Consider the following 12,507-nt stretch of genomic DNA (forward strand, 5'->3'; position numbering starts at 1 on the left):
TCCCGCCCGCCGAAGCCGAGGCAAACTTCTACGCGGCTCTGGAAACTGAAGCCATGGCCGCGTAACTAAACCAAATCAGCCTCCGGCAAACCCGGCGCGGTTCAAAGCTTCGTGACGATCTCGTCGGGCTTGTGTCGCTTGTTTGCCATTGTGGTCCTCCTTCATGGTCAAAACCATACTTCAAATTGGACCCGTCCGTGGGGGCCGATCAAATGAGCGAGCAGAATCAAGGACCGCTGCCGATCAGGGTTCTGGTCGCTAAACTCAGGGCTGTATCGAACACCTACGGGGGCATCCCTGCCATGCGTGGGGCTGCGGACTGGTTGGACAGCGCGCTCACTCGGTTCGCCCAAGAGCCTTCACTGGAATCTCTGCGCGAGCTTAATGCTGCTGTGGCCTATGCCCACCGATTCAGAAAGCAGTCTCCGATCAAGGAAACGAAGTGATTTAACGTGCCAATGGCGGAGGAAACGTGTCGCATAAAATCGAAAAATTTTCCATACGACACGCCGCAACCAATTGATTTTACAGGAGAATTTTTTGGTACGCCCAAGGGGAATCGAACCCCTGTTTCCGCCGTGAAAGGGCGGCGTCCTAACCGCTAGACGATGGGCGCGTCCGAGTTGCCGCGCTTATAGTGGCCTTATTCCGATCCCGCAAGATGCCTTTTGCGGTTAATCATATTTTTTTGCTGCGACCAGAGCCGCGCGCAACGTCATGAAACCCTCAGATGGTCACAGCTCCTTGATTTTTCAAGGATTTGGCTGGCAGACCGCGCTTTTCCTGAAACAGACCTAGCGCCGGCAGCGCCAGTTCCAATCGCGCTCCGGGCCGATATCCACATGCACGGAGGCCGTGTGGCAGTAGGTTCCGACACCGCCGCGCCCCGGCAGCGAACGCGCGAATCGCGCCAGTTCCCAACGGCTCACGCCTTCGACCTGGATGTCCGCCGCGGCGCAATTCATGTGCTGCGACCGGCGCGCGCCCCGTACACGCCGGTTATGTTCGGGACTACGGTAACCGGAGGTCACGATCACCGGCTTGCGGTAGTGCGCCTCGATGGCCTTCAGAAGGCGGACAAGCTGCGGCTTGAAGCAGGACGTATTCACGTCGGGGCGTTGCCGGACAAGCCCGTGCGGCGCAAGTCGCGCCAATCCGAGGCCGGCAGCGGCGACCTGATAGCCGCCCTCGTCCTCGTAAAGGTCGATGTCGGCGTCATCCGACGAATCACCCGACTTGCGCACGATGTCGAACAGTTCCTCGCGGCTTCGGACGCCGGGAAGCGCATCGGCCGCATATGCGGCCACGGCACGCGAATCAATCACGATCTTCTTCTCGGCAGGCTGCGGTTCCGGCTGGGCGGCGAGCGGCTCCGCGCCGAGCTTTGCAAGCGAGGCCATCTGAAGCTGCTTCGGCTCGGGCCTGACTTCCGGCTTTTCCTGCCGCTCCGCCGTCTCCACCTTGTCCTGTTGACTTGCCTTATCCTGCGGGTCCGCGGCTGCAGCCGGCTGCTCATCGCCACCGCCATCGCTCTGGCGGCTGCCAAACAGGGCAGCAAAGAGACCCCGCTTCCCGGCGGGTTGAGACGATCTGTCCGATCCCGACGCAGATGCGGCTGATCCGGGAGCGGAGTTGCCTTCAGCCGCAGCGGTCTGGTGCGGCTTGTCCTGTTCCTCGCCGGACTGCGGTGCAGCCGCGCGCGCGGCGGCAGCAGCGGCCTCATTCTCCGCCCGCCGCGCCGGCCGCGATGACGATGCCTCTGCAACGGCCGGGGAAGATGCGGTCGAAGCCTCCTCATCCTTCGCCTCCGTCTGACCGGAAACGTCCTGAGCCTGCGTTACAGCCGCGCCGCCCTCGACGAGCTCGGTCAGGCCCATTGCGGTGACGAAATCGCTGTTCTTCGATGCGCAGGACGCAATGAGCCCGCAGGCGATGGCCACGCCCGCCACGCGACGCAGAAAATGCTTATGATCTCCCCCCAGCCCGGCGCGCTCCGGATCGACAAACAATAACTGTTCCCCTCAAACCCTCGCCTGCAGAAAAGATCCCAGTCTTGCACAGGGCCGGGAAGCACAGGCACTCCGAACAGACAATTAGATAATTGGTAACCAAACTGATCTTCTTTGGCAATTGCTATCGGCAATAACGGGAATGCCGGGCTCGTTCACCCGCGCACAAGCACATAGGTCCCCGGAGCGTCCGCAAGATAGGAACCGTCGGGATCAAGGTGGCGAGCCGGAACCCGGTCGCCGTCCTGCGCGACCAGCCAGTCGTTCCAGTGGAGCCACCACGAGCCCTGCGTGAAGGTGGCTGACTCGCGCCATTCCTCGAAGGTGGCGGCGTCGAGCGGGGCCGTGCGAAAACCGTACTTGTTGGCCGCAGGCGGATTGATAATGCCGGCGATATGGCCGGAACCTCCCATCACATGGGTGACCGGACCGCCGAACAGCTTCGCCCCCACGAACACGGACCTGGCTGGAGAGATGTGATCGTCGGCCGCGGAGACGGTGTAGACGGGGATCTTCACGTCGGCGAGCGACAACGTGCGGCCGCGCAGCGTGGCCCTGCCCTGCGCCAGCGCATTCTCCAGATAGAAGGTGCGCAGGTAGTAGATGTGGTTGGCGGGGGTCATGCGGGTGGAATCGGAGTTCCAGTAAAGGAGGTCGAACGGCGGCGGATCCTTGCCGAGCAGGTAATTGTTCACGACATAGGGCCACAGAAGATCGCGGGCGCGCAGCACGTTGAAAACCGTCGCCATGGTCGTGCCGTCCAGATAGCCCTTTGCCTGCATGGCGGCCTCGAGCAGCGCGATCTGCTCCTCGGTCACGAAATGCTTGAGGTCGCCCGCGTGGGTGAAATCGACCTGGCTCGCCATGAAGGTGGCAGTCGCCACGCGCCTGTCGCCCTCCTGCGCCATGGCCGCCAGGCAGGCGGCGAGCAGCGTGCCGCCGATGCAGTAGCCGACGACGTTGATCTCAGTCTCGCCGGTGCGTTCCTGCACCGTATCGAGCGCGAAACCGATTCCCTGGCTGGCGTAATCCTCCCAGCCAAGGTGGGCGTGCCGCTCGTCCGGGTTGACCCAGGAGAGCATGAAAACCGTATGGCCCTGGTCGACCGCCCAGCGGACGAAGGACCGTTCGGGGCTGAGGTCGAGGACGTAGTACTTGTTGATCCAGGGCGGAATGACCAGCAGCGGTCGGCGGTAGACCGTATCGGTCGCCGGTTCGTACTGGATGATCTCGGCGAGCTCGCTGCGCGCCACCACCTTGCCGGGCGTGGTGGCGATGTTCTCGCCAAGCCGGAACTTCGAGTAGTCGGTCTGGCGCAGGCGCAAAGCACCGTTTCCGGCCGCAAGATCCTCCGCGAACATGCGCATGCCGCGGATCAGGTTCTCGCCGTTCGACTGCAGCGTCTCGCGCACGACGACCGGATTGGTCAGCAGAAAGTTGGAGGGAGAGACGGCATCCATCACCTGGCGGACGTAAAAGCGCGCCTTCTCGCGCAGCTCGCCGTCGACGTTGTCCGCCTCATCCACCATCTGCTCGGCCCAGCGGACGGCGGCGAGATAGATCTGCTTCAGGAAGCGGAAGAAGGGGTGCCGCTCCCAGTCGGGATCGGAAAAGCGCCGGTCGGCGCGCGAGGTCTCGAGCTGGGGCGGCTCGTTCTCGTCGAATTCGCCGTTCATCTGGCGGATGGAATTGGTCCAGATGTCAAGGCAGGCGGAGATCAGGCGCGTCTGCGCCTCCGTCGCCCGGTTCTGGTCGGCGCGCCAGTATTCGACAATCTTCGCAAGGGTGGCGAGAAGATCGTTCAGAGGTCCTGCAATCGGGGTCCCGGTATCGCCCCGCTCGCGGGCGCGGGCCCAGGCCCCGGCGACCTTCCCGATCTCCTCCAGCATGTATGCGAAATTGATGGCAAGGCGGTGCGGATCCTTTACATGGAAAGGATCATGCGACGTATGGTTCCCGTCGTTACCGCTTTCGCCTGCCCTGGAGCCTTCCATACTTCGCTCGCCGCCCTTTTTGTGCCACCTTATAACCGATCCGCCCGGGGTCCCGAAGCAGAGACCGAATATATGAAGAACTCTTACCGGATACGACAGTTTTCCGCTGCAACCATCGTCGCGGCAGCCGTGTGCCCGCTGCTCGTCGCGTGTTCCACCCTCAATATGGAGGATCTCGCGCCACAGCAACCCGCAGTCGTATCCGCTTCACAGGCTCCGTTGCAGGCTCCGACGCACCCCGGCCAGGGCCAGCCGCAACCGGCGCAGGCCACCCTGCCCGCGACCGCGGCGGACCAAGCCGCGCAGGCCCGGCGCCCGGGCGACTACCCCAACCTGAACATTCCGGTGCAGCCTGCCGCCGAGCAGATCAGCGACGAGGAACGCCAGCGCATCATCGACGAGCTCAACGCCAAAAGGAAGGCGGCGTCCGGACCAAGCGCCAGCCAGCTTTCGGAGGCAGATCGGCTGCGGCTGCTCGCGCGCCAGCGTCAGGAGGAAATTCTCTCCGAGATCGAATCAGAGCAATAACTCTTCATCAGTTGATTCATTCGCGCGTTTCTGGCTATCGACCACCCGCGCGAACCGGTGTATGACCACCCGGCAATCATCTAGTCTGGAACACAACCATGGAAGAGTTTTACAAGATCCGTCGGCTACCGCCCTATGTCTTCGAGCAGGTCAACAAGCTCAAGGCGGCCGCGCGAGCGCGTGGAGCCGACATCATCGATCTTGGCATGGGTAATCCGGACCTGCCGACGCCCAAGAGCATCGTCGACAAGCTCTGCGAGGTCGTGCGCGATCCCCGCACGCACCGCTACTCCGCGTCCAAGGGCATCGCCGGCCTGCGCAAGGCTCAGGCCAACTACTATGCCCGGCGCTTCGGCGTGAAGCTCAACCCCGACACGCAGGTCGTCGCCACGCTCGGCTCCAAGGAAGGCTTCGCCAACATGGCGCAGGCCATCACCGCGCCGGGCGACGTCGTTCTGTGTCCGAACCCGACCTATCCGATCCATTCATTCGGCTTCATCATGTCGGGCGGTGTGGTGCGCTCCATTCCGGTGGAGCCGGACGAAAACTTCATCCCGGCGCTGGAACGGGCGGTTCGGCACTCGATCCCGAAGCCGGTGGCTATGATCCTGAGCTATCCGTCGAACCCGACGGCGTGCCTGGCGAGCCTCGACTTTTACAAGGACGTGGTGGCCTTCGCGCGCAAGCACGACATCATCATCCTGTCCGACCTGGCCTACGCGGAGATCTATTTCGACGACAACCCGCCGCCCTCGGTGCTGCAGGTGCCGGGCGCCATGGACGTGACCGTCGAGTTCACCTCGATGTCGAAGACCTTCTCGATGCCGGGCTGGCGCATGGGCTTCGCGGTCGGCAACGAGCGCCTGATCGCCGCCCTCACCCGCGTGAAGTCGTACCTCGACTACGGCGCGTTCACGCCGATCCAGGTGGCGGCAACCGCGGCGCTCAACTCCAACGGCGGAGAGATCGAGGAAGTGCGCGAGATCTACCGCCGCCGTCGCAACGTGCTGGTGGAATCCTTCGCCCGCGCCGGCTGGGATGTTCCCCCGCCGCCCGCGACGATGTTCGCGTGGAGCCGCATTCCGGAGCCGTTCCGGCACCTGGGTTCGCTCGAATTCTCGAAGCTGCTGCTCGAGAAGGCGGATGTTGCGGTCTCGCCCGGCGTCGGCTTCGGCGAACACGGTGACGAATATGTGCGTATCGCGCTCGTCGAGAACGAGCACCGCATCCGCCAGGCCGCGCGCAACATCAAGCGCTTCTTCGCCTCGGTCACCGGTGAAAATGCCACCGCTCCCATCGCCGCGGAGCAGTGAACGTCAACGATCGTCGTAACAGGGATATTCTGAATTCAAGCGGGCCACGGTCATGACCGTGGCCCGCCAAAACGGGAGATTTGAGCGCCCGTGGCCAAACCGGCGACGGCGCTCCGGAAAGGTCAAGGACAATATGGCGGCTGCCCCTCTGCGTATCGGAATTGCCGGTCTTGGAACGGTTGGAACCAGCGTGATCCGGATGCTCGCCGAAAAGAGCACCGAGCTTGAAAGGCAGTGCGGCCGCGCCATCACCCCCGTCGCAGTCAGTGCGCGCAACCGCAACCGCGACCGCGGCATCGACCTCTCCGGCTTCGAGTGGTTCGACGATCCGGTCGAGCTGGCGGCCTCGCCGAAGATCGACGTGTTCGTCGAGCTCATCGGCGGCGACAATGGCCCCGCCTTCTCGGCGGTGAAAGCCGCGCTGGAAGCCGGCAAGCACGTGGTGACGGCCAACAAGGCGTTGCTGTCGCGCCATGGCGTCGAGCTGGCGGAGATCGCGGAGGCGAATGGCCTGCTGCTCAACTACGAGGCGGCGGTGGCCGGCGGCATCCCGGTCATCAAGACGCTGCGCGAGGCGCTCGCGGGCAATACGGTGAGCCGCGTCTACGGCATCCTCAACGGCACCTGCAACTACATCCTGACGCGCATGGAGGCGGAGGGGCTGAGCTTCCAGGAATGCCTCAGGGAGGCCCAGCGGCTCGGCTACGCGGAAGCCGATCCGACCTTCGACATCGAGGGCCATGACACAGCGCACAAGCTGTCGATCCTCACGAGCCTCGCCTTCGGCTGCGAGATCTCGGCCGACGACATCTACCTCGAGGGTATTTCCAACATCACGCCGGCGGACATAAAGGCCGCGGCGAACCTTGGGTACCGCATCAAGCTGCTGGGTGTGGCCCAGCGCACGGAAAGCGGTATCGAGCAGCGCGTGCATCCGACCATGGTGCCGACCTCCTCTGTCATCGCACAGGTGCATGGCGTGACGAACGCGGTCGCCATCGAGACCGACATGCTGGGCGAGTTGCTGCTGTCCGGTCCAGGCGCCGGCGGCAATGCCACCGCCTCGGCGGTGATCGGCGACCTTGCCGACATCGCCAAGAGCCGTCCCGGTTTCCAGCACGGTCCGGTGTTCGGCCGTCCGGCAAAGGAGCTTGCGCCCTACCAGCGGGCGCGGATGCGCGCGCACGAGGGTGGCTACTTCATCCGTCTCACGGTGCACGACCGCCTCGGGGTGTTCGCTTCCATCGCCAAGCGCATGGCCGACAACGAGATCTCGCTCGAGTCCATCGTCCAGCACGGCGACGACGTAGACCTGAAGACGGTCATTCTCGTCACGCACGAGACCACGGAGCTTGCCGTCCGCAACGCGGTCGAGCAGATCACGCAGGACGGCATCCTCGCCGACAAGCCGCAGGTCATCCGCATCGAGCGGGCCGCCTGAAGGCTGAAGGCCGATGAAGTTTCCCCTTCCCCTCGTCGAGGCGCGGCTCATCCGCCGCTACAAGCGCTTCCTGGCGGACGTGCGGTTCCCCGACGGACGGGAGGTCACCGTCTCGGTGCCCAACACCGGCTCCATGCTCGGGCTCACGGCCGAGGGATCGCGGGTGTTGCTCGCGCCCTCCACCAGCGCCACGCGCAAGTATCCCTACTCGCTGGAACTGGTGCATGCGGATGGCGGCTGGGTCGGCATCAACGCGAGCCTGCCCAACAAGCTGGCGCTCGAAGCCATTCGGGCCGGGCTGGTGGACGACCTTGCCACCTACCCCATCATCAGGCCGGAACAGCGCTACGGCGAGAAGTCGCGCATCGACTTTCTGCTCGAACATCCGGAGCGGCCAGCAGCCTATGTGGAGGTGAAGAACGTCCACTTCATGCGCACGCCCGGCGTCGCGGAGTTTCCGGATACGGTGACCGCCCGCGGCGCGCGGCACCTGGAGGAGCTCATCGCCGTGCGCGAGCAGGGCTTCCGCGCCATCATGCTCTACATCGTGCAGCGGTCGGACTGCACGCGCCTCCGGCTCTGTGCCGACCTCGATCCCGCCTATTGCGCGGCCTTTGCGCGCGCCAGGGATGCGGGGGTTGAAGCTTTCGTGCTAGGTTGCCACATCTCTGCCGACGAGATCGTTCCCGATCGTCTCATGGAAATGGAACTCTAATGCTCACCTATGTCGATGCCGATTCAGCCCCCCTGCGCAACATCGGAAAGATCCGGCTCTACAAGCCGGAGGATTTCGAGGGCATGCGCAGGGCCTGCCAGCTCACGGCCCGTTGCCTGGACGAGCTGGTGTCCATCGTAAAGCCCGGCGTCACCACCAATCAGATCGACCGCTTCGTTTTCGAGTTCGGCATGGACCATGGCGCCGTGCCGGCAACGCTCAACTACCGCGGCTACACGAAGTCCGTCTGCACCTCGATCAACCACGTCGTCTGCCACGGCATCCCCGACGACAAGCCGCTGCGCGAAGGCGACATCGTCAACATCGACGTCACCTACGTGCTCGACGGCTGGTACGGCGATTCCAGCCGCATGTATCCCGTCGGCAAGATCAAGCGCGCGGCCGAGCGCCTGCTCGAGGTCACGCACAAGTGTCTGATGCTCGGCATCGCCGAGGTGAAGCCCGGCGCGCGCATGGGCGCCATCGGCGCCGCCATCCAGGAATATGCCGAGTCCGAACGCTGCTCCGTCGTGCGCGACTTCTGCGGCCACGGCGTGGGTCGCATCTTCCACGACGCGCCCAACGTGCTGCATTACGGAAAGCGAAACGAAGGGCCGGAAATGAAGCCCGGCATGATCTTCACCATCGAGCCGATGATCAATCTCGGCAAGCCGCACGTGAAGATCCTGTCCGACGGCTGGACCGCGGTCACGCGCGACCGGTCGCTCACCGCCCAGTACGAGCATGCGGTGGGCGTGACCGAGACCGGATGCGAAATCTTCACCCTCTCCCCCGCCGGTCTCGACCGTCCGGGACTGCCTCCCCTTTCGGAGTGATCCTGAACATGGCGGCCGCTGGCCGCCATTCCCATTTTTCGTCATCACAACCTAAAGCTGTTCACAAACCGGGCACGTTACCATAGGCTGTATTGGCCGCATTTTTTTGGGGGGCTCGGTCATGTCAATCAGTGATGAGCGTCAGTTTTTCGGAGAGGCATCGCCGCAGCAGAAGGGGCTTCTAGCCAGCAGAAGCGCCCGCAGGTCCGGGGATCCAAGAATCCAGAAGTACTATGAAGGACACCGGCAGCGGCTGAGGACGCGCTTCTCGGAGGCCGGGGCGGAGGCGCTTTCGGATTACGAACTCCTCGAGCTGCTGCTGTTCCGCACCATCCCGCGCGCGGACACGAAGGGGCTGGCGAAGACGCTGATCGAAGCGTTCGGCTCCATTGCCGAAGTGTTTGGCGCTCCGCCACACCGGTTGCGCGAGATTCCGGGCGCCGGCGATGCGGTCGTGCAGGATCTGAAACTCGTCGAGGCCATCATGAAGCGGGCGCTGCGCGCCCAGGTGCAGCGCAAGCATGTGCTGTCGTCCTGGATGCAGGTTCTGGACTATTGCCGCGCCACCATGGCCTTCGAGGAACGCGAACAGTTCCGCATCCTGTTTCTGGACAAGAAGAACTGCCTCATCAGGGATGAATGCCAGCAGGTCGGAACGGTGGATCACACGCCCGTCTACCCGCGGGAGGTCATCGGGCGGGCGCTGGAGCTTTCCGCCAGCGCCCTCATCCTCGTGCACAACCATCCGTCAGGCGACCCCAATCCGTCGCGGGCGGACATCGAGATGACCAAGCTGATCATCACCACGGCCGAGCCGCTCGGCATCACCGTCCACGATCACATCATCATTGGAAAGCACGGGCACGCCAGCATGAAGGGCATGAGCCTCATCTGAGCGCTTCCCGAGAAGGGGCGGTGATGGAGGAGGCGGCTGACGGTCGCGGTGCCGCACGCATGACGGCCGACCACCCTGCCAGAGCACAGGCCACACGAGCAGCGATGACGGCCCCGTCTCGCATGCGGCCGCACACCGGCATCCGGGCATTGTGAGTCAGAAAGCGGGAACGCCAGGCCAGAAAGCAGACTGCCGGCTGAGGTCGCGGTCAACACCTCAGCCGGCAGCTGGTCAAGGTCCCGCACTTTGTGCGAGAGGGGTGCCCGGTCTGCTTCGTGAGCGCCCGGAAGCAAGGACACCCCGCGCCGCGTTCTTATGGCGCCTCTTGTGGTCCCCTCTGGTTCCCGGTTTCATTTATGCAAGTGGCGTGCCAATCCCCGCACGCCGGCTTCGATGTGCCTGGTGCCGTATCAGATCCTGAATTCTGGCCCAACAATTTCGGCACCGGGGGACAGCGGCGGCGGAACGGCTTCGAGACGTCTGCAAAAACTTGCGGCAGCTGCCCAGAATTTCGGCATTCAGCCCATTCAGAACTTGGAAATGTGCCGCCCGTCATCAGCCCCCGGACTCGTCTCCGTGCGTTCGACCGCAGACAGGGAGGACCGCTCGCCCAGCACGGCCAGCAGTCGCAGGCGCGCCCTGTTCAGCCTGCTCTTCACGGTGCCCATGGCGCAATTGCAGATGGCGGCGGTTTCCTCGTAGCTCATGCCGAGCACGCCGATGAGCATCATCACTTCCCGCTGCTGCTCCGGCAGCTGCTGGATGGCATTGTGAATCTCGAGACCACGGGCCGACCACTCCTGGGTGGCGCTCACGGCCGGCCGCGCCGATATGCAGTCCGCCGCGCCGGGCGCCTCACGCCGGGCGATCTTGACCCTTGTGTAGAAGGTGTTGCGCATGATCGTAAAAAGCCAGGACTTCATGCTGGTCCCGGCTTCAAACTGATGCAGATGGGAGAGACCTTTCACGAGGGTTTCCTGAACCAGGTCGTCAGCATCGTTGATGTCGCGGCAGAACGTTCGCGCAAAGGCTCTCAGCGCCGGGATGAGCTCCACGATCTCGGAATTTGGAGGCTTTGGCGCACCATGTCTCACGTGACGGGACTGTGCCATTCCAAAATCCCTTGTGTGCGAGTGGAAACATGAATGAGATGCGATAGCCCTGTAATGCGGCATCTCATTCCTGGTTCCACCTGAAGCGGCTCTTTGGACTGGCGAACGGGCGGGCGCGCACCGAAATGCTACGCCGTTCGGCACGCCTCGCCGACGCGTTCTGGACGATTGACCCTGCCTTCAAGGGAGTCTCGAGCGTGGCGGTATCCTCAGGCTCCCTTCGCAGGAGCCTCCCACATTTCCCGAGAAACGTTTCTCAGGCGGCGATTTCGAGCGGCTGAGGATGAAGCGCCGTCCGGAGTTCGTGGGAGGTGAAGGTCACCGGTTCCAGTGCAATCCAGCCCACCGTCTCGCCATCACGGAAACTCAGCCGCGCGTTGAACTTGCGGGCCAGCGCCTTCATGCCCTCGTTCTGGGGGTGGGTGGTGACGCTCAGTTGCGTGTAGCCCAGGGAAAGAGCGTGGGCCAGAAGACGGCGGAACAGCTCGGTGCCGACACCGCGGCGCTGCAGCTTCCTTTCCACGCTAAAGGCGATCTCACCGGTCGGCTCATCGAACTGGGGCTGCTCATGCAGCTCAGCAGCGGCAAGAACCTTGCCGTTTTCCACATAGCCGAGAACGGTCGCACCGGTGGCAAAGCAGCGGTCCGCGTAGTCTGCGACAAATTCGTCGCTGATCGTGCTGTTGAAACGGTCGTGGCGGCTCTCGTGGTCAAGCCGGAGCAGATGTTCGCGGAACAACCGCAGCTCCGAGGGGCGCAACCTTCGGATCAGCCCGGCCAATGCCCTTGTTCTGCCCTGTTCGGTCATCTGTGCACACGCTTCCAGCGTCTAACATGTTGCCCCTCCACCACATCCAATATTGTGCACTGCAGCAAAATTGCAATGCAAGAATGGGCATAAGAACCGTGCAGCCGCTGCATGGCTTCAACACAAAGATGACACGTTAACTCATATTAATGTCGGTCCATCTGGAATTGTTCTAAAGAATGGTCCATAGTACGGACGCGCTCGAGCAGCGCCAAGATGCAGGCACCGGTTCCCCCTCCGGTGTCGCGAAGACAATATCTTAGAGCCGTTCCGGGCGCATTGAATCCGGGAACTGCTCTAACGCCGAGAGGACTTCATGAGACTCACCCGTCAGACGAACTACGCCATCCGTATTCTCATGTACTGCGCGGCGAACGATGGGAAGCTCAGCCGGATTCCGGCGATTGCGGAAGCCTATTCGCTTTCCGACCTGTTTCTCTTCAAAATCCTTCAGCCGCTTGTGCAGGCAGGCTTCGTCGAGACCATCCGCGGCCGCAATGGCGGCATCCGGCTGGCAAAGCCCGCTTCTGAGATCGCGCTCCTCGACGTGGTGAAGGTCACCGAGGAGAACTTCACGATGGCAGACTGCTTCGACGGCGGCAGCGTGGACTGCCCGCTGGTCAGCGAATGCGGCCTGAATGAAGCGCTGCGCAAGGCGCTAAATGCCTTCTTCGAGGTGCTTGCAGGCTACACGATCCAGGACCTGGTGGACGCGCGGCCGAACACCCGCAGCCTTCTCGGCATCGACCTCACAGAGATCGCGGCGGTCAACTGATTTCGCGCGCGGTCCCTCCGGATCGAGCGCAGCATTCTCCCGTTGGAGTCGAAAGGCACCGGATGCGGATTGCATCCGGTG

At 63.2% G+C, this 12,507-nt stretch carries 12 protein-coding genes and 1 tRNA gene; 8 read left to right on the top strand and 5 right to left on the bottom strand.

The window, feature by feature from the left end:
- Positions 1-212: 212 nt before the first annotated feature.
- Positions 213-446, top strand: a complete 234-nt coding sequence (locus ABD906_RS11785; protein ID WP_345099601.1) for a hypothetical protein — start codon at positions 213-215, stop codon at positions 444-446.
- Between the two features lie 95 nt (positions 447-541).
- On the opposite strand, the gene ABD906_RS11790 is transcribed toward ABD906_RS11785, so the two are convergent.
- The 3 genes from ABD906_RS11790 to ABD906_RS11800 form a co-directional block, all read right to left on the bottom strand.
- A tRNA-Glu gene (locus tag ABD906_RS11790) sits at positions 542-616 on the bottom strand.
- A gap of 178 nt (positions 617-794) precedes the next feature.
- Positions 795-2,009 (bottom strand): YcbK family protein, encoded by a 1,215-nt coding sequence (locus ABD906_RS11795; protein WP_345099602.1) that lies wholly within the window; start codon positions 2,007-2,009, stop codon positions 795-797.
- A 155-nt stretch (positions 2,010-2,164) separates the two neighbouring features.
- Complete coding sequence (locus ABD906_RS11800; protein ID WP_345099603.1) at positions 2,165-4,003, bottom strand: PHA/PHB synthase family protein; 1,839 nt, start codon at positions 4,001-4,003, stop codon at positions 2,165-2,167.
- A 72-nt stretch (positions 4,004-4,075) separates the two neighbouring features.
- On the opposite strand from ABD906_RS11800, the gene ABD906_RS11805 reads away from it, so the two are divergent.
- The 6 genes from ABD906_RS11805 to radC all read left to right on the top strand — a co-directional run bounded on the left by ABD906_RS11805 (position 4,076) and on the right by radC (position 9,731).
- The gene (locus tag ABD906_RS11805) at positions 4,076-4,531 is read left to right on the top strand and encodes a hypothetical protein (protein WP_345099604.1); all 456 of its coding nucleotides are present in this window, start codon (positions 4,076-4,078) and stop codon (positions 4,529-4,531) included.
- A gap of 98 nt (positions 4,532-4,629) precedes the next feature.
- Positions 4,630-5,844 (top strand): LL-diaminopimelate aminotransferase, encoded by a 1,215-nt coding sequence (locus ABD906_RS11810; RefSeq protein WP_345099605.1) that lies wholly within the window; start codon positions 4,630-4,632, stop codon positions 5,842-5,844.
- A 133-nt stretch (positions 5,845-5,977) separates the two neighbouring features.
- Positions 5,978-7,285 (top strand): homoserine dehydrogenase, encoded by a 1,308-nt coding sequence (locus tag ABD906_RS11815; RefSeq protein ID WP_345099606.1) that lies wholly within the window; start codon positions 5,978-5,980, stop codon positions 7,283-7,285.
- Between the two features lie 13 nt (positions 7,286-7,298).
- Positions 7,299-8,000, top strand: a complete 702-nt coding sequence (gene sfsA / locus ABD906_RS11820; RefSeq protein ID WP_345099607.1) for a DNA/RNA nuclease SfsA — start codon at positions 7,299-7,301, stop codon at positions 7,998-8,000.
- Positions 8,000-8,836, top strand: a complete 837-nt coding sequence (gene map, locus ABD906_RS11825; protein ID WP_345099608.1) for a type I methionyl aminopeptidase — start codon at positions 8,000-8,002, stop codon at positions 8,834-8,836. Before sfsA ends, map begins: the two co-directional genes overlap by 1 nt.
- 121 nt (positions 8,837-8,957) lie before the next feature.
- Positions 8,958-9,731, top strand: coding sequence for a RadC family protein (gene radC, locus ABD906_RS11830; RefSeq protein ID WP_345099609.1), 774 nt, complete (start codon positions 8,958-8,960; stop codon positions 9,729-9,731).
- Between the two features lie 527 nt (positions 9,732-10,258).
- Here the strand turns inward: radC and ABD906_RS11835 are convergent.
- Both ABD906_RS11835 and ABD906_RS11840 read right to left on the bottom strand, forming a co-directional pair.
- A complete protein-coding gene (locus ABD906_RS11835) occupies positions 10,259-10,843 on the bottom strand; it encodes a sigma-70 family RNA polymerase sigma factor (RefSeq protein ID WP_345099610.1) in 585 nt (194 codons plus the stop codon).
- A gap of 256 nt (positions 10,844-11,099) precedes the next feature.
- The gene (locus tag ABD906_RS11840) at positions 11,100-11,651 is read right to left on the bottom strand and encodes a GNAT family N-acetyltransferase (protein ID WP_345099611.1); all 552 of its coding nucleotides are present in this window, start codon (positions 11,649-11,651) and stop codon (positions 11,100-11,102) included.
- 316 nt (positions 11,652-11,967) lie between these two features.
- On the opposite strand from ABD906_RS11840, the gene rirA reads away from it, so the two are divergent.
- Complete coding sequence (gene rirA, locus ABD906_RS11845) at positions 11,968-12,426, top strand: iron-responsive transcriptional regulator RirA (protein WP_345099612.1); 459 nt, start codon at positions 11,968-11,970, stop codon at positions 12,424-12,426.
- Positions 12,427-12,507 lie beyond the last annotated feature (81 nt).

The sequence above is a fragment of the Chelativorans composti genome, from assembly GCF_039541695.1.
In the GTDB taxonomy this organism is placed as follows: domain Bacteria; phylum Pseudomonadota; class Alphaproteobacteria; order Rhizobiales; family Rhizobiaceae; genus Chelativorans; species Chelativorans composti.

Excerpts from the sequence above, each read along its gene's own strand:
- ABD906_RS11785 (WP_345099601.1), top strand. The coding sequence starts at position 213 with ATGAGCGAGCAGAATCAAGGACCGCTGCCGATCAGGGTTCTGGTCGCT.
- ABD906_RS11800 (WP_345099603.1), bottom strand. The coding sequence starts at position 4,003 with ATGGAAGGCTCCAGGGCAGGCGAAAGCGGTAACGACGGGAACCATACG.
- ABD906_RS11805 (WP_345099604.1), top strand. The coding sequence starts at position 4,076 with ATGAAGAACTCTTACCGGATACGACAGTTTTCCGCTGCAACCATCGTC.
- ABD906_RS11810 (WP_345099605.1), top strand. The coding sequence starts at position 4,630 with ATGGAAGAGTTTTACAAGATCCGTCGGCTACCGCCCTATGTCTTCGAG.
- ABD906_RS11815 (WP_345099606.1), top strand. The coding sequence starts at position 5,978 with ATGGCGGCTGCCCCTCTGCGTATCGGAATTGCCGGTCTTGGAACGGTT.
- sfsA (WP_345099607.1), top strand. The coding sequence starts at position 7,299 with ATGAAGTTTCCCCTTCCCCTCGTCGAGGCGCGGCTCATCCGCCGCTAC.
- map (WP_345099608.1), top strand. The coding sequence starts at position 8,000 with ATGCTCACCTATGTCGATGCCGATTCAGCCCCCCTGCGCAACATCGGA.
- radC (WP_345099609.1), top strand. The coding sequence starts at position 8,958 with ATGTCAATCAGTGATGAGCGTCAGTTTTTCGGAGAGGCATCGCCGCAG.
- ABD906_RS11835 (WP_345099610.1), bottom strand. The coding sequence starts at position 10,843 with ATGGCACAGTCCCGTCACGTGAGACATGGTGCGCCAAAGCCTCCAAAT.
- ABD906_RS11840 (WP_345099611.1), bottom strand. The coding sequence starts at position 11,651 with ATGACCGAACAGGGCAGAACAAGGGCATTGGCCGGGCTGATCCGAAGG.
- rirA (WP_345099612.1), top strand. The coding sequence starts at position 11,968 with ATGAGACTCACCCGTCAGACGAACTACGCCATCCGTATTCTCATGTAC.